The sequence below is a fragment of the Thioclava sp. DLFJ5-1 genome (assembly GCF_002020115.1).
In the GTDB taxonomy this organism is placed as follows: Bacteria; Pseudomonadota; Alphaproteobacteria; order Rhodobacterales; family Rhodobacteraceae; genus Thioclava; species Thioclava sediminum.
In genome coordinates this window covers 110,908-126,538 of record NZ_MPZU01000008.1, presented here as the reverse complement: position 1 = coordinate 126,538, position 15,631 = coordinate 110,908, and the positions used below count along the sequence as shown (strand labels likewise).

The following is a 15,631-nucleotide window of genomic DNA, read 5'->3' as shown; positions in this document are numbered from 1 at the left end:
GGACACGCGGCGCGAGATCACGCCGCCAGCGCCTTGCCGAAGCGCGGCAGACGCGCGCGTTTCATCAGCGCGCGGATCGGCTGCGGCTCGCCCGATAGGCGCTCGGCCTCGGCGCGCACGGCCTCGGTGATGGCGCGCATCTGCTCGGGATGTTCGGAGAGAAGCTGCCAGAGGAAGCCGTCCGGATCGCGCCGTTCCAGCCCCTCGCCCGCCAGGGTCCCGCGCGGAAAATCCTGCGCGTTGAATGTGAGGATCGCATCGGCACTGCCCGCAATCGCCACGGCCAGCACATGAAGGTCATTCTCGTCGGGCAGCACCAGCCGCGCCTCGATCCCCGGCTGGGCAGAAATCTCGGCCTTCGGAAACCCCGCGCGCAGCAGCGCGATCTCGCCGCGTGCGATCGCCTCGTCGGCAGGCGCGCGGCGGGCTGCGGCGCGCGCCCATTCCTCGAGGATGCGCGCCGACCAGAGCGGACGGTAGAGCCCCGCCTTCGCCGCCCCGATCAAGATCTCGCGCAGCACCGTCGGATACAGCACGCAGGCATCGAGCACGATCCGCATCAGTCGAGCCGGAAGAACAGCGATTTCAGATAGCCCGATTCTGCCAGCTGCGGCAGCATCGGATGGTCGGGCCCGGCATAGCCGGTGTGGATCAGCTGCGCGGAGCGCCCTGCCTTGCCGATGCCGCGCGTGCAGGCTGCGCGGAATTGCGACAGATCGGCGGCATGCGAGCAGGAGCACAGCACCAGATAACCGCCCGGCTCGACCAGCGGCGCGGCCATACGCGCGATCCGCTCATAGGCGCGCAGCCCCGCCTGCAGTGCGGGCTTGGCGGGCGCGAAGGCGGGCGGGTCGCAGATCACCAGATCGAAGCGCTCCCCTTCCCGGCCCAAAGCATCGAGCGTGTCGAACGCATCGCCCTGACGCGTGGCAAACCGGTCCGCCATGCCCATCGCGGCCGCGCCCTTGGTCGCAAGTTCCAACGCCGGGGCCGAGGCATCGACCGATAGCGCCGAAGTCGCACCACCTGCCAGCGCGGCCAGCGCGAAGCCGCCCACATGGGAGAACACGTCGAGGACCCGCGCGCCCTCCGCCAGCCGTGCGGCAAAAGCGTGGTTCGGGCGCTGGTCATAGAACAGGCCCGTCTTCTGCCCGCCCATCAGGTCGGCAAGATAGATCGCGCCGTTCATCGGCACCTCGACCGGCACCTCGATGCCGCCGCGCAGGGTGAGCATGTCCTCGTCCAGACCTTCAAGCGTGCGCGCGCGTCCTGCCGCGTTCTTGATGATCGTCGTGACGCCCGTGACCTCGGCCAGCGCGGCCTCGAGATCGGCGATCATCACTTCCGACCATGCCGCATTCGGCTGGATCACCGCTGCATCGCCGAAGCGGTCAATGATGACGCCGGGCAGCCCATCCGCCTCGGCATGGACCAGACGATAGAACGGCGCATCGAACAGCCGCGCGCGCATCTCCAGCGCGCGGGACAGCTTCGCCGCGATCCAGTCGCGGTCGATCACCGCCTCCGCGTCGCGGCTCATCACCCGGCCGATGATCTTGGAGTTCGGGTTGACCGTCACCGTCGCGAGCGGACGGCGCTCGCCATCCTCCAGCGTCGCGATCGTGCCGGGCGCCAGCGCCTTGGTGCGCCGGTCGGTCACCAGCTCATCGGCATAGACCCAAGGAAAGCCGTGGCGGATCGCGCGGGCCTCGGCCTTCGGGCGCAGCCGAACGGTCGGGCGGGTGGCGGTGTCTTCGGACTGGCTCATCGGATGCTCCTTGCGCGCGCTGTCTCAAGCGCCGCCTTCCTAGCGCCAAGCGACGGGGCGCGAAAGCCCTCGCGCTTGCCGCACCCCCGCACTGCCCCAGATAATCGACAAAGGGAACGGGTTGCAGCGTTAGCGCTAACATGATAGCGAAGAGGCGACCGCGATCCGCGCCCGCTGCGCGAGCGGCCCGCTAGGGCTGCATGTTCCGCATCAGATGCATAGCAAGGAAAGGCCCCGCCGATGACCCTCGATGCCACAATCGCCCGTGTGACCGACCGAATCCGCGCCCGCTCCGAAGGCCCGCGCGGCGACTATCTTGCCCGGATGCAGGCGGCAGCCGATGCAGGCCCCGCCCGCGCGCATCTCAGCTGCGGCAATCAGGCCCACGCCTACGCAGCCATGGGCGAGGACAAAGACGCGCTCGCGGCAGAGCGCGCCCCGAATGTGGGCATCGTGACGGCCTATAACGACATGCTCTCGGCGCATCAGCCTTTCGAGACCTTCCCGCAGACGATCAAGGCGGCGCTGCGTGAAGTCGGCGCCACGGCGCAGGTCGCGGGCGGCGTGCCCGCAATGTGCGACGGGGTCACGCAGGGCCAGCCGGGGATGGACCTGTCGCTCTTCTCGCGTGACGTGATCGCGATGGCGGCGGCGGTTTCTCTTAGCCACAACACCTTCGACGCGGCCCTCTACATGGGCGTCTGCGACAAGATCGTGCCCGGCCTGATCATGGCGGCGGCGACCTTCGGGCATATCCCGGCGATCTTCATCCCCGCCGGGCCGATGACCACCGGGCTGCCCAACGACGAGAAAGCCAAGGTGCGCCAGCAATTCGCAGCCGGCGAAGTCGGTCGCGATGCGCTCATGGCAGCCGAGATGGCCTCCTATCACGGCCCGGGCACCTGCACCTTCTACGGCACCGCAAACACCAACCAGATGCTGATGGAGTTCATGGGTCTGCACCTTCCGGGCGCGTCCTTCGTGAACCCGAACACGCCGCTGCGCGAGGCGCTGACGGTCGCAGGCGCGAAACGCGCCGCCGAGATCACCGCGCTTGGCAACGACTACCGCCCGGCCTCGGAAGTGCTCGACGAGAAAGCCTTCGTGAACGGCATGGTCGGTCTGATGGCGACGGGTGGGTCGACCAACCACGTCCTGCACCTGCCCGCGATGGCACGCGCCGCCGGGATCGTGCTCGATCTGGAAGATTTCGACGAGATTTCCTCGGCCGTGCCGCTGATGGCGAAAGTCTATCCGAACGGCCTCGCCGACGTGAACCACTTCCACGCGGCGGGCGGGCTGCAATTCATGATCCGCCATCTGCTGGGTGCGGGCCTACTGCATGAGGATGCGAAGACCGTCGCGGGCGACGGCCTCACCCGCTACACCCAGGAGCCGAAGATCACCGAGGGCGGTCTGATCTGGGAAGAGTCCGACCCCGAAAGCCAGAACGAGAAAATCCTCCGCAAGCCCGCCGATCCGTTCCAGAAAACGGGCGGCCTGAAGCAGCTCGAAGGCAATCTCGGGCGCGGCGTGATCAAGGTCTCCGCCGTCAAGCCCGAGCGCCATGTGATCGAAGCGCCGGTCCGCGTCTTCAAGGAACAGCACGAGGTGAAGGACGCCTTCAAGAACGGTGAGTTCACCTCCGACACGATCGTGGTCGTGCGCTTCCAGGGGCCGAAGGCGAACGGGATGCCAGAGCTGCACTCGCTCACCCCGACCCTCGCAGTGCTGCAAGATCGCGGGCTGAAAGTGGCGCTGGTCACCGATGGCCGGATGTCGGGCGCCTCGGGCAAGGTTCCGGCGGCGATCCATGTCTCGCCCGAGGCCGCCGATGGCGGACCGCTTGCGAAGCTGCAAGACGGCGATATGGTGCGGCTCGACGCGACGACGGGCGAGCTGACCTGCCTGACCGAAGGTTTCGAGAGCCGCGCGCCGGTCGTGCCCGACCTCAGCGGCAACCAGTACGGCCTCGGCCGCGAGCTGTTCGGCGCCTTCCGCACCCATGTCGGCCCGTCCACCAAAGGCGCCTCCGTGGTGCTGTGAGTTTTCTTGCCTCCGGCGGGGATATTTGTACCAAGGCGAAGACAGGGTTCTGCTTTCGGCTTGGCGATAAATATCCCCCGCGGAGCGTCCTGCCCTCTCCGCCCGCGCGGGCGGCCCAGACTGGAGTGATCCGATGACCCCTAGCGAACAATCCGCATCCGCCCGCAAGATCTGCGAACTGGCCCCGATCGTGCCGGTGATCGTGGTGAAGGATGTGGCCCATGCCGCCCCTCTGGCCAAGGCGCTCGTCGCGGGCGGCCTGCCTGCGCTGGAAGTGACGCTGCGCACGCCCTGCGCGCTCGACGCGATCCGCGCGATGGCCGATGTCGAAGGCGGCGTGGTCGGCGCGGGCACGCTGCTGACCCCGGCCGATGTGAAAGCCGCGAAAGCCGCGGGCGCGAAATTCGGCGTCTCGCCCGGCGCGACCGAAACGCTGGTGAAAGCCTGCGAGGACGAGGGCCTGCCGCTTCTGCCCGGTGCCGCCACCGCATCGGAAGTGATGAAGCTTCTGGAGATGGGTTACGACGTGCTGAAGTTCTTCCCGGCGGAAGCTTCGGGCGGCGCGCCTGCGCTGAAAGCGATCGGGGCCCCGATCCCGCAGGTGAGCTTCTGCCCGACGGGCGGCGTCAGCATGAAAAACGCCAATGATTACCTGAGCCTGCCCAACGTTCTTTGCGCGGGCGGCTCCTGGGTCGCGCCCGATGCGATGGTGCAATCGGGCGACTGGGCCGGGATCGAAGCGCTTGCGCGCGAGGCGGCGGCGCTGCCGCGCTAATCACCGTGCTAGGGACGACGCGCCCGCCAGCCGCCACGCCGCATCGGCGGGGCGCTTTCGCGGGTCAGACCTTCTTCGAGCACCCGGGTCATCGGGTGCTCGGGCGGCGCTTGATAGGCCGCGAGGACGGTGCGCATCGCTTCATCCGCATCCATCCCTGGGCCAAGGCTCAGCGCCCAATCCATGAAGATCGAGCGGCACTCTTCCGTGCTGATCCCGTCGATCTTGAAGCTCTCGCGGATCAGTCCTTTCGGGTCCGCCTCGCTCAATTCCATCAGTTTGCGCGCCATTCAGCCCTCCAGAGCTCTGTCCACGATGGCGGCCGTCTCGGTCGTGACCTCATTCAGACGCGCCGCCAGAGCATCGAGATCATCCAGCCCCGTCTCGCGCAACAGGAAAGCGCGGCCGCCCTCTCCGATCGCCGCCATATCCAGACGTTTTTCGCTCAGCAAGCGCCCGCCTGCCTGCAGTCGCCACAAGAAGCGGTAGGCGGCGGCGAGCTGTTCGCCCTCCTCGCGCGTCACGAACCCGCCGCGCGGTCCTGCGCGCAGCTGCGCCTCGACCTTGCGCGCCGGAACGCCTGCACGGAGCGCGAAGCTTTGCGCCAGAAGCTCGATATCCTGCAGCCGTCCGGGGCCGACCTTCGCCTCCCAATCGCCATCGGGGGCCTTGGCCGCGAAGATCCGGGCGCGCATCTGCGCCAGATCGTGGAGCACCGCGTCTCCGCCGCCTTTCGCCTCCAGCACCTTCAGGCGGATCGCCTCGACCCGGTCGGCCAGATCAGCGCATCCCGCGACGGGCCGCGCGCGGGTCAGCGCCAGATGCTCCCAGGTCCAGGCCTCTTCCATCTGGTAGCTTTCGAAGCTTTGCACCGAGGTCGCGACGGGCCCTTGTCGCCCCGAAGGCCGCAGCCGCATATCGACCTCGTAGAGCATCCCCTCCGGCATCGGCGCGCTGAGCGCGGTGATCAGGGCCTGCGTGAGCTTCGCGTAATAAGCCCTTGAGGCGATAGGCTTCTTCCCTTCGGAAAACTCCTGCCCGTCCGCGTCGTAAATCACGATCAGATCGAGATCGGATTGCGCGTTCAGGCGTTCTGCGCCGAGGCTGCCCATCCCCAGAACCACCGCGCCCTTGCCGGGGCACGGCCCGTAGCGGCGGGCGAATTCGCCCTGCACGACCGGCCAGAGCGCGCCCAGAACCGCGCCGGCCACATCGGCATATTGGCCCGCGGCCTCGGACGCATCGACGAGGCCGCGCAGATGATGCACGCCGACGCGGAACTTCCATTCCTTGGCCCAACGCCGCGCCGCGATCAACGCGGCCTCGTAGTCGCCCGCCCGCTCCAGCAGCCGCGCAAGATCGGCCTCAAGGGCTGGCTTGCCCGGCCATGGCGCGAAGAACGAGCCACCCAGAACCGCGTCCAGCACCCCGGCATTGCGCGACAGGTAGCTCGCCAGCCCCGGCGCCGTAGCGCAGATATCGACGATCAGATCGACGAGTTGCGGATTGGCCTCGAAGAGAGAGAACAACTGCACCCCGGCGGGCAGCCCCTTGAGGAAGCCGTCGAACTGCGTCAGCGCCTCCTCCATATTCGCCGCGCGGCGCATCCGGTCGAGCAGTTCCGGCTCCAGCCGCTTGAAGATCGCGCGCGCCCGTTCGGATCGCAGCGCCGGATAGCCCGTCCAGCCCTCGACGATCTCGCGCGCGGCTTCGCTCAGGTCGGGACGCTCGGCGGCGGCATCGGGGGCGAAGAAATCATTCGTCAGCCCTTCGACCCGCTCCAGCCGGTCGCGCAGCCGGTCGCGCCAGCGCGCCACATCCCCCTCGCCCATCATCGCGGCGATCCGCGCGAGCCCCTCTTCGTTGCCGGGCAGAATCTGGGTCTGGGCGTCGCCCACCATCTGCAGACGGTGCTCGATCTCGCGATGCTCGCGGTAGTGATCGATCAACTCCTCCGCCACATCCTCGGGCACCCAAGTCTTCGCCGCGAGCGCGCGCAGCCCGCCCACGGTGGTCCGGTCGCGTAGGCTCTCGTCGCGCCCGCCTGCGATCAATTGCCGGGTCTGGGTGAAGAACTCGATCTCGCGGATGCCGCCCTGGCCGAGCTTGATATTGTGACCCGCCACTTCGATCGGGCCATGCAGCCCCTTATGCTCGCGGATGCGCAGGCGCATGTCGTGGGCGTCCTGAATGGCCGCGAAATCGAGATGCTTGCGCCAGACGAAGGGCCGCAGCCGCTCAAGGAATTGCTCGCCCACCGCGATGTCACCGGCGCAGGGACGCGCCTTGATATAGGCCGCGCGCTCCCATGTGCGGCCCTCGGCCTCGTAATAAAGCTCGGCCGCGCCCATCGAGATACAGACCGGCGTGACGGCGGCATCGGGGCGCAGCCGCAGATCGGTGCGAAAGACATAGCCCTCGGCGGTGCGGTCGTTGAGCATCGCCGCCATCTTGCGCGTCGCCCGGATCAGCGCGCTGCGTGCCTCCATCGCATCGTCGGGATCGTAGCGGCTTTCGTCGAACAGGCAGATCAGGTCGATATCGGAGGAGTAGTTCAGCTCCCCCGCCCCCATCTTGCCCATCGCGAGCGCGACCATCCCGGCGGCACTATCTATATCATCGTTGGTCGCCCCGGGGATTTTGCCGCGGCGGATTTCCTCGGCCACCAGCCGCTTCATCGCCAGATCGACCGCAATATCGGCAAGCCGGGTCAAGGCGCCGGTCACTTCTTCGAGACACCAGACACCGCCCAGATCGGCAAGCCCGGCCAGCAACGCGACGCGACGCTTCGCCCGACGCAGCTCTGACGGCAGATCGGCGAGGCTGACGGGCGTGATCCGCGCGAATTCCTCGGCCAGCGCGGCTTCGGGATTGCCCGAAATCGCGGGGCGCAGCCACTCGGCCTCTTTCTCCATCAGGCCTTTGAGATAAGGGCTGCACCCTGCCGTCCCCCCGAGCAATTCGCGCAACTCCGGCGCGAGATCGGAGAACAGCTCTTCGGCTTCGGCGGCGCGGTCGCGCTCGAAAGGCAGGGGCGAACGGGTGAGACGCGAGGCAAACGGCATGGCGCCATGCTTACGCCGCCACGCGAGCCGGTCAATGGGGATTGCTGTCGCGCGACATCTGGCCATAACTACACCCCGCCCCGGCGCCTCCGCGCCCGACCTCAGATCCTCCGGAGCCTCGCCATGAGCAAATCCCTCAAACGCGTCCGTGCCGCCCTCGAAGCCGCAGGCGTGCCCTTCGAGATCACCGAGCCGGGCGAGGCCCGCACCGCCGAGATGGCCGCACAGGCGGTAGGCTGCGAGGTCGACCAGATCGCCAAATCCATCATCTTTCGCGGCGAAGACAGCGGCCATGTCGTGCTGTTCATCACCGCAGGCGGCAACCGGGTGAGCGCGGAGAAGGCAAACGCGGTCGCGGGCCAGCCCTTGGGCAAGGCCGATGCGGCGCTGATCCGGGCGGAGACGGGCTTCGCGATCGGCGGCGTCGCGCCCCTTGGCCATGTCGGCCCGGTGACGGCTTTCCTCGACCCCCGACTGTTCGAATTTGATACCGTCTGGGCTGCAGCAGGCACGCCACGGCATGTTTTCGCCATCGCCCCGGCCGATCTGGAGCGGATCAGCGGTGCGAAACAGGCCGATTTCACCGAATAAAACAAAGAGAATCCAGTGATTTGCGAGAAAAATGTAAAAATCATTTACATACCCCCTTGCAAGAACCGCCCTGACTTCCGATCTTGGGTATGTGAAAGGAATTCACATGCTCAACCCGGAGGTTCAAATGTCCGCCTATTCCACCAACTCCATGCCCGTCGCGGTTGGTAACTGGTTTACCCGCGCCGTTAACTGGATGGATGGGAACGGCCCCGGCGCCTGGATCGCGCTGATGGTGGCCGGTTTCATTTTCGCAGGCCCCCTCGGCCTCGTCATTCTCGCTTTCATCCTGTTCACCGGCCGCTTCGGGCGTCGCTGGCGCACGGGTCAGGCGGTTCAAAAACGCAGCTTCGGTTGCTCTGGCGTCGGTGGCGTCCATGTCTCGCGTTCGACCGGCAACGCGGCGTTCGACGCCTACAAGGCCGACACGCTCGACCGACTGCAGCGCGAACAGCAGGAATTCGAAGAGTTCCTCGGCCGTCTGCGCGAAGCCCGCGACAAGGCAGAGTTCGACCAGTACATGGAAGAGCGCGCCAAGGAAGCGGCTCAGTCAGAGGACACCTCCGAGGACGCGAAAGCCTAACCATATAGACAGTTCGCAATGCGATTTCGGCGCCCCGGTTGACGTAACCGGGGCGCTTTCTATGTCATCAACATGAAACACTTGGCGGGTGCGCGCTCCTTTGCTAGCCTGCCGCGACCCCTCCCCGACGAGGCTACTAATGCGCCATTCGCTTCCGCTTGCACCGCAGTTCTACGTAACCGCGCCGCAGCCCTGCCCCTATCTGGACGGCAGGTCGGAGCGGAAATTGTTCACCGCATTGCAGGGGGAGTCGGCCGAGAAGCTCAACAATGCGCTGTCGCGGCAAGGCTTTCGGCGCTCGCAGAATGTGCTCTATCGGCCCTCCTGCGCAGATTGCACCGCCTGCCTGTCGGCCCGCATCCGGGTCGCAGATTTCAAACTGTCGAAATCGCAGCGCCGGGTGCTGAAGAAAAACGGCGACCTAAAGCGTACCGCGACCTCGCCCTGGGCGACGGAAGAGCAATTCGCACTGTTCCGCCGCTATCTCGATGCGCGCCACGCCGATGGCGGCATGGCTGACATGGATATCTTCGAATTCGCCGCGATGATCGAGGAGACGCCCGTGAAGTCGCGCGTGATCGAATATCGCGAGACCGCCGCCACGCCAGACAGCATGCGTGCCCTGATCGCGACCTGCCTGACCGATGTGCTCGATGACGGGCTGTCGATGGTCTATTCCTTCTACGAGCCCGAGCGGATCCGCGACTCCCTCGGCACCTACCTGATCCTCGACCATGTCGAGATCGCGCAACGCGTGGGTCTACCCTACGTCTATCTGGGCTATTGGGTGCCCGGCTCGCCGAAGATGAACTACAAGGCGAACTTCTCCGCGCTCGAGATCTACAAGGGCGGGCAGTGGACCGATCTTGGCGATCCGGCCACGCACGAGACCGAGACTCATCCGCTTTCCGTGCCGCCGATCGCGGAACAGGTCGCCCGGATCCAACTGCCGGACACACGCAATAGTTGAGCAACACCCAGCTACGGACGTCACTCTCGCAGGCAATTGCTCAACCGTTCGGCAGACACCATCTGTCAACTCATTTTTTCAAAACTATTCCGTGACTTCCGTCGATTACGCGCGCGTGAACTCTGGACACTCCCGGCCCGTGGTGAAACGGTCCCGACAGACCCGCCGCGGAGGATACGAGGCGGGCGGCGAGGCCACGCCTCGCGAACCGGAGTAAACATGGGAGGATCCTTAATGGACCGTCGTTCCTTTCTGACGAAAGCCGCGCTGGGTAGCGCGGCCGCGAGCACGCTGGCAGCCCCCGCGATCGCGCAGAGCAACCCGCAAATCACCTGGCGTCTCGCCTCGTCCTTCCCGAAGTCGCTCGACACGATCTATGGCGGCGCGGAAGTGATGTCGAAGATGGTCGAGGAAGCCTCGGACGGTAACTTCAAGATTCAGGTCTTCGCGGCTGGCGAGATCGTTCCCGGCCTTCAGGTCGCCGATGCGGTTATGAACGGCACGGTCGAAGCCTGCCACACCGTTGGCTACTACTTCTGGGGCAAAGACCCGACCTGGGCGCTCGGCGCAGCGGTGCCCTTCTCGCTCAACGCACGCGGCATGAACGCGTGGCACTACCACGGCGGCGGCATCGAGCTCTATAACGAGTTCCTCGGCAAGCAGGGCCTCTATGGTCTGCCGGGCGGCAACACCGGCGCACAGATGGGCGGCTGGTTCCGTAAGGAGATCTCGACGGTCGAAGACCTCAAGGGCCTCAAGATGCGTGTCGGCGGTTTCGCGGGCAAGGTGATGGAAAAGCTCGGCCTCGTGCCGCAGCAGATCGCCGGCGGCGACATCTACCCGGCGCTGGAAAAAGGCACGATCGACGCGACCGAATGGGTCGGCCCCTATGACGACGAGAAGCTCGGCTTCTACAAAGTCGCGCCCTACTACTACTACCCCGGCTGGTGGGAAGGTGGCCCGACGGTCCACTTCATGTTCTCGAAAGAGAAGATGGAAAGCCTGCCGAAACAGTACCAGCAGCTCCTGCACACCGCATCGCAAGCGGCCGATGCGGACATGCTGCAGAAATACGACATGAAGAACCCCAAGGCGCTCAAGACGCTGGTCGCCAACGGCACCCAGCTGCGCGCCTTCTCCCCCGAGATCATGCAGGCCTGCTTCAAGGCAGCCAACGAGGTCTATTCAGAGATGGAGGCGAACAACGCCGAATTCGCGAAGATCTGGGGTTCGATCAAGGACTTCCGCAAGGACTGGTTCACCTGGGAACAGCTGGCCGAGTTCAACTACGACTACTTCATGATGAGCGAAGCCAACAAAGGCGAGCTGTAAGCCGCCCAAACTGGTCAAGCCAGATAACCGAAGCCCCGGCGCCCAGCGCGCCGGGGCTTTTTCTATGCGCTGACGACCGACGAAACCCAACGGATATTCTGCGCTTGCATTGCCACACTGCAGCAAGCTTTCGAAACTGTGACCATATGCGACATAAAATTACTTGCAGGCCGGTTTACACGTGGAACCGGTCAAGTATTGTGACCGCAATGCCCACACCGGAGGGAACGCAATAAATGGAGCGGTGTGGTCAGAAAAATTGACAGACATCCACGACTTGGGAGGAAACCATATGGATCGTCGTTCTTTCCTGCGCAAAGGTGCGCTTGGCGGGGCAGCCGCAGCTGCAGGTAGCGCGCTCGCCGCACCGGCTATTGCGCAAGAAACCCCTACTGTGACGTGGCGCATGACCTCGTCTTTCCCGAAATCGCTCGACACGATCTACGGCGCCGCCGAGACGATGGCGAATTACGTCAAGGGCATGACCGACGGGAAATTCAACATTCAGGTCTTCGCGGCGGGCGAAATCGTCCCCGGCCTGCAGGCAATGGACTCGGTGTCGAACGGCACCGTCGAGGCCTGCCACACCGCCTCCTACTACTACTGGGGTAAAGATCCGACCTTCGCCTTCGCGACCGCAGTGCCCTTCGGCCTGAACATGCGCATGCAGAACGCCTGGTTCTACTATGGCGGCGGCAACGACCTGATGAACGAGTTCTACGCGAACTACAACATCACGGCCTTCCCCTGCGGCAATACCGGCGCCCAGATGGGCGGCTGGTTCCGTAAGGAAATCAATACCGTCGAAGACATGAAGGGCGTGAAAATGCGCATCGGCGGCTTCGGCGGCAAGGTCGTCGAGAAGCTCGGTGTGGTTCCGCAGCAGATCGCGGGTGGCGACATCTACCCGTCGCTCGAGAAAGGCACGATCGACGCCACCGAATGGGTCGGCCCGTACGATGACGAGAAGCTCGGCTTCTACAAAGTCGCGCCCTATTACTACTACCCCGGCTGGTGGGAAGGCGGCGCCTGTCTGCACGCCATGTTCAACAAGAACGCCTATGATCAACTGCCCGAGGCCTACAAGGTCGCGCTGACGGCGGCGACGCAGGCGGCGAACTCGGACATGATGGCGTCCTATGACTACAAGAACCCGAGCGCGCTGAAGAAGCTGCTGGGCCAAGGCGCGCAGCTGCGTCCGTTCAGCCAGGAAATCCTGGAAGCCTGCTTCAACGCGGCGAACGAGGTCTATGCCGAGATCAACAGCTCGAACGCAGCGTTCAAGAAGATCTACGACAGCCAGTTCGGCTTCCGCAACGACGCCTATGGCTGGTGGCAGCTGTCGGAGTTCAACTCTGACTACTTCATGATGCGCCAGCAGGCTGCGGGCAACCTCAAGCTCTGAGCAGCGTCTCGTATGAATTGAGAAGGCCCCGGGGTTCGCGCCCCGGGGCCTTTTCTATTGGTCTGGTTACAAATCTTACTTCGTCGTGGCGGCGCCAACCGTGGCACCCGCCACGGCGCCAACCGGACCTGCAACCACGAGGCCGCCGACACCGCCGGTGGCTGCACGTTCGGTCGCGTTGTCACCACATGCCGCGAGCGAAACCAGCAGGCCGCCCGCCATCAAGATCGTCGCAATTCGCATCTTCTCGTCCTTTCGATAGCAGCCACAATGCGCGGCTTCCTCAAGGACAAGACGCCGAAACGCCCGCCGCGGTTCCCAAGTACCGCGATTAGCTGGCCGTCAATTCTTGCGCGTCACGACGCCCAGCCCGGCTCCGACGACCGCTCCCACAGGTCCCGCCACCACGAGACCGGCCACGCCGCCCGTCGCCGCGCGCTGTTCCTTGGTCTCGCCGCAGCCCGCCAGCGCAAGCAACGAAACCCCGACAATAACGAAAAGAGGATACCGCATCCCTCGCCCTCCACTCTCTCTCTATAAAAAAGGGGCGGCCCCTGAAGGCCGCCCCGATCTTTCATTTTCCGGTCGATCAGTTGCTGCCCGGTGTGGGAAGCGGGGGCAGCCCGCCCGGAGCCGCGCTTCCCGAGCCCGACCCGCCAGAGGTCGAGCCCCCCAGAGGCGCCAGCGACGGCAGGCCACCGAGGCCGCCCCCATCGCCCATGCCCGGCATCTGCGGCAGCTTGATCTCGACATCCTTCAGATCCACCTGCGGCCCCTTGTAGTGCATCACCATGGCCGGGAAGGCGATCACGATGGCAATCATCGCAACCTGAATGAACACGAAGGGAATGGCGCCCCAGTAGATCTGCGAGGTCTTCACCGGCTCCATCTTCTTGCCGGTGACCTTGTCGATATAGGGCACCTTGGCCGCGACCGAGCGCAGGTAGAACAGCGCGAAGCCGAATGGCGGGTGCATGAACGAGGTCTGCATGTTCACGCCCAGGATCACCCCGAACCAGATCAGATCGATCCCCAGCGCCTGTGCGGCAGGCGCCAGAAGCGGCACGATGATGAAGGCCAGCTCGAAGAAATCGAGGAAGAAGGCGAGGAAGAACACCAGGAACGACACCACGATCAGGAAGCCCAACTGGCCGCCCGGAAGCGAGGTCAGAAGATGCTCGACCCAGACCTGCCCGTTCACCCCGTAGAAGGTGAGCGAGAAGACCCGCGCGCCCAGCAGGATGAACAGCACGAAGGCCGACAGGCGCGTCGTCGCCGCCAGCGCGTCACGCACGACGGGGAAGGTCAGACGCTTCTTCACCGCCGACAGCACCAGCGCGCCGACCGCGCCCATTGCGCCGCCTTCGGTGGGCGTCGCGACGCCGAGGAAGATCGTGCCCAGCACGAGGAAGATCAGCGCCAGCGGCGGGATCAGCACGATCACCACCTGCTGGGCCAGACGGCTCATCAGGTTGGTTTTCAGCGCCTTGTCCAGCAACGCCACGATATAGATCGCGATCACGGCCACACCGGCTGCGAGGATCTCGGAGTTGTTGACGCTCGACCCGCTCGCCTCGAAATACTTCTCGGCGAAGATGAAGATCGCGACCGCACCGGCCAGCGCCACCAGAAGCGACATCACGCCAGAGCCCAGAGTGCGCGCCTCTTTCGGCAGAGCCGGCATCGACTTCGGCTTGATGATCGACATCACGAGCACATAGCCGAGGTAGATGCCGGTCAGCACCATACCGGGGATCAGCGCGCCCTTGTACATGTCGCCCACCGAAACGCCCAGCTGGTCAGCCAGAACGATCAGCACGAGCGAGGGCGGAATGATCTGCGCCAGTGTCCCTGACGCCGCAATGACACCTGTGGCCACCTTCCGATCATAGCCGTAGCGCAACATGATCGGCAGCGAGATCAGGCCCATCGCGATCACTGAGGCCGCAACGACGCCCGTTGTCGCCGCCAGAAGCGCGCCCACGATGATCACCGCATAGGCGAGACCGCCGCGCACCGGGCCGAACAGCTGACCGATCGTGTCGAGAAGATCCTCGGCCATGCCCGATTTCTCGAGCACGATGCCCATGAATGTGAAGAATGGAATGGCAAGTAAGGTCTCGTTCGACAAGACCCCGTAGAACCGTTGCGGCATCGCATTCAACAACGGCCAGTCAAGATTGATCGTCCCGCCGGAGTAACCCGACAGTTCAACGCCGATGACGAAGAACAAAAGACCGTTGGCCGCGAGTGCGAAGGCCGCAGGATAGCCGATCAGCAGGAAGACGATCAGCGAGATGAACATGATCGGGGCCATGTTCTGAGCGATAAGCTCGAGCATTACAGACCCTCCTCTTCGGCGATGGGATCATGGCCGTGATGGCCCGCGCTGTCGGCATGGGGATCGTCGATCAGCCCACGCATCACACCGATCTTCTTGATGATCTCGGACACGCCTTGGAAGAACAGCTGCCAGAAGCCGATCAGCAGCAGGAGCTTGGCCGGCCACAGGATCAGACCGCCCGAATTCGTCGACATCTCGCCCGAGCGGATCGAGATCATCACGAAGGGCGTCAGCTTGAACAGCATCAGCAAGACGAACGGCATCAGGAAGAAGATATGCCCGAGCAGATCGATCCAGTGCTGCACTTTCCGCGAGAAGGCACCATAGACGATGTCGATGCGGATATGCTCGTTTTGCTTGAGCGTGTAAGCGGCAGCGCCCAGAAACGCCGCGCCGAAAAGATACCATTGCAATTCCAGCCAAGCGTTCGACGACATGTCGAAGGCTTTGCGCACAATGGCGTTGGTCGCACTCACGAGGACCGACACCAGAATAAGCCACGACACCGCCTTGCCGATGGTCTCGTTTATCCGGTCGATCGCGCGTGAAAGGGCCAGCAAAGCGCCCATCTCACTTCCTCCCTAAATTTGTCCCGAAAGCCTGCGCGAGGCTTTGCCCGTGATTGGCCGAGTGGGGGAGAAAGGTCAAGCAATTAAGGCTCCATCTGGTCTGTTCACTTGACCAGATCGGCCTAAAAGCCCCGCCTCTGAGCCCGATATCGCGACTGACCAAGCGTCAACGAGATCAATTCA

Annotated in this window: 15 protein-coding genes; 7 read left to right on the top strand and 8 right to left on the bottom strand. The window is 64.6% G+C overall.

The window, feature by feature from the left end; genetic code table 11:
• Positions 1-17: 17 nt before the first annotated feature.
• Positions 18-560, bottom strand: a complete 543-nt coding sequence (locus BMI86_RS19840) for a PIN domain-containing protein (protein WP_078542865.1) — start codon at positions 558-560, stop codon at positions 18-20.
• Positions 560-1,768 carry a class I SAM-dependent rRNA methyltransferase gene (locus tag BMI86_RS19835; protein ID WP_078542864.1) on the bottom strand — a complete coding sequence of 403 codons (1,209 nt, stop codon included), beginning with the start codon at positions 1,766-1,768 and terminating at the stop codon, positions 560-562. The genes BMI86_RS19840 and BMI86_RS19835 overlap by 1 nt, the downstream gene beginning before the upstream one ends.
• Positions 1,769-2,008: 240 nt before the next feature.
• Between BMI86_RS19835 and edd the strand changes: the two genes are divergently transcribed.
• Positions 2,009-3,814 carry a phosphogluconate dehydratase gene (gene edd, locus BMI86_RS19830; protein WP_078542863.1) on the top strand — a complete coding sequence of 602 codons (1,806 nt, stop codon included), beginning with the start codon at positions 2,009-2,011 and terminating at the stop codon, positions 3,812-3,814.
• 133 nt (positions 3,815-3,947) lie between these two features.
• The gene (gene eda, locus BMI86_RS19825) at positions 3,948-4,589 is read left to right on the top strand and encodes a bifunctional 4-hydroxy-2-oxoglutarate aldolase/2-dehydro-3-deoxy-phosphogluconate aldolase (RefSeq protein ID WP_075775624.1); all 642 of its coding nucleotides are present in this window, start codon (positions 3,948-3,950) and stop codon (positions 4,587-4,589) included.
• Positions 4,590-4,597: 8 nt separating this feature from the next.
• On the opposite strand, the gene BMI86_RS19820 is transcribed toward eda, so the two are convergent.
• Positions 4,598-4,864 carry a hypothetical protein gene (locus BMI86_RS19820; protein WP_078542896.1) on the bottom strand — a complete coding sequence of 89 codons (267 nt, stop codon included), beginning with the start codon at positions 4,862-4,864 and terminating at the stop codon, positions 4,598-4,600.
• 15 nt (positions 4,865-4,879) lie between these two features.
• Complete coding sequence (locus BMI86_RS19815) at positions 4,880-7,654, bottom strand: glutamine-synthetase adenylyltransferase (RefSeq protein WP_078542862.1); 2,775 nt, start codon at positions 7,652-7,654, stop codon at positions 4,880-4,882.
• 123 nt (positions 7,655-7,777) lie between these two features.
• Between BMI86_RS19815 and BMI86_RS19810 the strand changes: the two genes are divergently transcribed.
• From BMI86_RS19810 to BMI86_RS19790, 5 genes are all read left to right on the top strand, one after another.
• Positions 7,778-8,245, top strand: a complete 468-nt coding sequence (locus BMI86_RS19810) for a YbaK/EbsC family protein (RefSeq protein ID WP_078542861.1) — start codon at positions 7,778-7,780, stop codon at positions 8,243-8,245.
• A 127-nt stretch (positions 8,246-8,372) separates the two neighbouring features.
• The gene (locus BMI86_RS19805; protein WP_078520098.1) at positions 8,373-8,828 is read left to right on the top strand and encodes a DUF2852 domain-containing protein; all 456 of its coding nucleotides are present in this window, start codon (positions 8,373-8,375) and stop codon (positions 8,826-8,828) included.
• Positions 8,829-8,967: 139 nt separating this feature from the next.
• Positions 8,968-9,798 (top strand): arginyltransferase, encoded by an 831-nt coding sequence (locus tag BMI86_RS19800; RefSeq protein ID WP_078520099.1) that lies wholly within the window; start codon positions 8,968-8,970, stop codon positions 9,796-9,798.
• Between the two features lie 234 nt (positions 9,799-10,032).
• A complete protein-coding gene (locus tag BMI86_RS19795) occupies positions 10,033-11,130 on the top strand; it encodes a TRAP transporter substrate-binding protein (RefSeq protein ID WP_078520100.1) in 1,098 nt (365 codons plus the stop codon).
• A 292-nt stretch (positions 11,131-11,422) separates the two neighbouring features.
• Positions 11,423-12,535, top strand: coding sequence for a TRAP transporter substrate-binding protein (locus tag BMI86_RS19790; protein ID WP_078542860.1), 1,113 nt, complete (start codon positions 11,423-11,425; stop codon positions 12,533-12,535).
• Between the two features lie 75 nt (positions 12,536-12,610).
• On the opposite strand, the gene BMI86_RS21350 is transcribed toward BMI86_RS19790, so the two are convergent.
• The 4 genes from BMI86_RS21350 to BMI86_RS19780 form a co-directional block, all read right to left on the bottom strand.
• On the bottom strand, positions 12,611-12,778 hold the full coding sequence (locus tag BMI86_RS21350; protein WP_158522199.1) for a hypothetical protein: 168 nt from the start codon (positions 12,776-12,778) through the stop codon (positions 12,611-12,613).
• A 99-nt stretch (positions 12,779-12,877) separates the two neighbouring features.
• Positions 12,878-13,048 (bottom strand): hypothetical protein, encoded by a 171-nt coding sequence (locus BMI86_RS21345; RefSeq protein WP_098411498.1) that lies wholly within the window; start codon positions 13,046-13,048, stop codon positions 12,878-12,880.
• Between the two features lie 76 nt (positions 13,049-13,124).
• The gene (locus tag BMI86_RS19785) at positions 13,125-14,876 is read right to left on the bottom strand and encodes a TRAP transporter large permease subunit (RefSeq protein ID WP_078542859.1); all 1,752 of its coding nucleotides are present in this window, start codon (positions 14,874-14,876) and stop codon (positions 13,125-13,127) included.
• Positions 14,876-15,448: a TRAP transporter small permease subunit gene (locus BMI86_RS19780; RefSeq protein ID WP_078542858.1), complete on the bottom strand. Its 573-nt coding sequence runs from the start codon at positions 15,446-15,448 to the stop codon at positions 14,876-14,878. The genes BMI86_RS19785 and BMI86_RS19780 overlap by 1 nt, the downstream gene beginning before the upstream one ends.
• Between the last annotated feature and the right edge of the window lie 183 nt (positions 15,449-15,631).

Bases quoted from the DNA above. Each gene is read 5' to 3' on its own strand.
- BMI86_RS19785 (WP_078542859.1), bottom strand. From the start codon at position 14,876: ATGCTCGAGCTTATCGCTCAGAACATGGCCCCGATCATGTTCATCTCG.
- BMI86_RS19805 (WP_078520098.1), top strand. From the start codon at position 8,373: ATGTCCGCCTATTCCACCAACTCCATGCCCGTCGCGGTTGGTAACTGG.
- BMI86_RS19820 (WP_078542896.1), bottom strand. From the start codon at position 4,864: ATGGAATTGAGCGAGGCGGACCCGAAAGGACTGATCCGCGAGAGCTTC.
- BMI86_RS19790 (WP_078542860.1), top strand. From the start codon at position 11,423: ATGGATCGTCGTTCTTTCCTGCGCAAAGGTGCGCTTGGCGGGGCAGCC.
- edd (WP_078542863.1), top strand. From the start codon at position 2,009: ATGACCCTCGATGCCACAATCGCCCGTGTGACCGACCGAATCCGCGCC.
- BMI86_RS19800 (WP_078520099.1), top strand. From the start codon at position 8,968: ATGCGCCATTCGCTTCCGCTTGCACCGCAGTTCTACGTAACCGCGCCG.
- BMI86_RS19810 (WP_078542861.1), top strand. From the start codon at position 7,778: ATGAGCAAATCCCTCAAACGCGTCCGTGCCGCCCTCGAAGCCGCAGGC.
- BMI86_RS19815 (WP_078542862.1), bottom strand. From the start codon at position 7,654: ATGCCGTTTGCCTCGCGTCTCACCCGTTCGCCCCTGCCTTTCGAGCGC.
- eda (WP_075775624.1), top strand. From the start codon at position 3,948: ATGACCCCTAGCGAACAATCCGCATCCGCCCGCAAGATCTGCGAACTG.
- BMI86_RS19780 (WP_078542858.1), bottom strand. From the start codon at position 15,448: ATGGGCGCTTTGCTGGCCCTTTCACGCGCGATCGACCGGATAAACGAG.
- BMI86_RS19840 (WP_078542865.1), bottom strand. From the start codon at position 560: ATGCGGATCGTGCTCGATGCCTGCGTGCTGTATCCGACGGTGCTGCGC.
- BMI86_RS19795 (WP_078520100.1), top strand. From the start codon at position 10,033: ATGGACCGTCGTTCCTTTCTGACGAAAGCCGCGCTGGGTAGCGCGGCC.
- BMI86_RS21345 (WP_098411498.1), bottom strand. From the start codon at position 13,048: ATGCGGTATCCTCTTTTCGTTATTGTCGGGGTTTCGTTGCTTGCGCTG.
- BMI86_RS19835 (WP_078542864.1), bottom strand. From the start codon at position 1,768: ATGAGCCAGTCCGAAGACACCGCCACCCGCCCGACCGTTCGGCTGCGC.
- BMI86_RS21350 (WP_158522199.1), bottom strand. From the start codon at position 12,778: ATGCGAATTGCGACGATCTTGATGGCGGGCGGCCTGCTGGTTTCGCTC.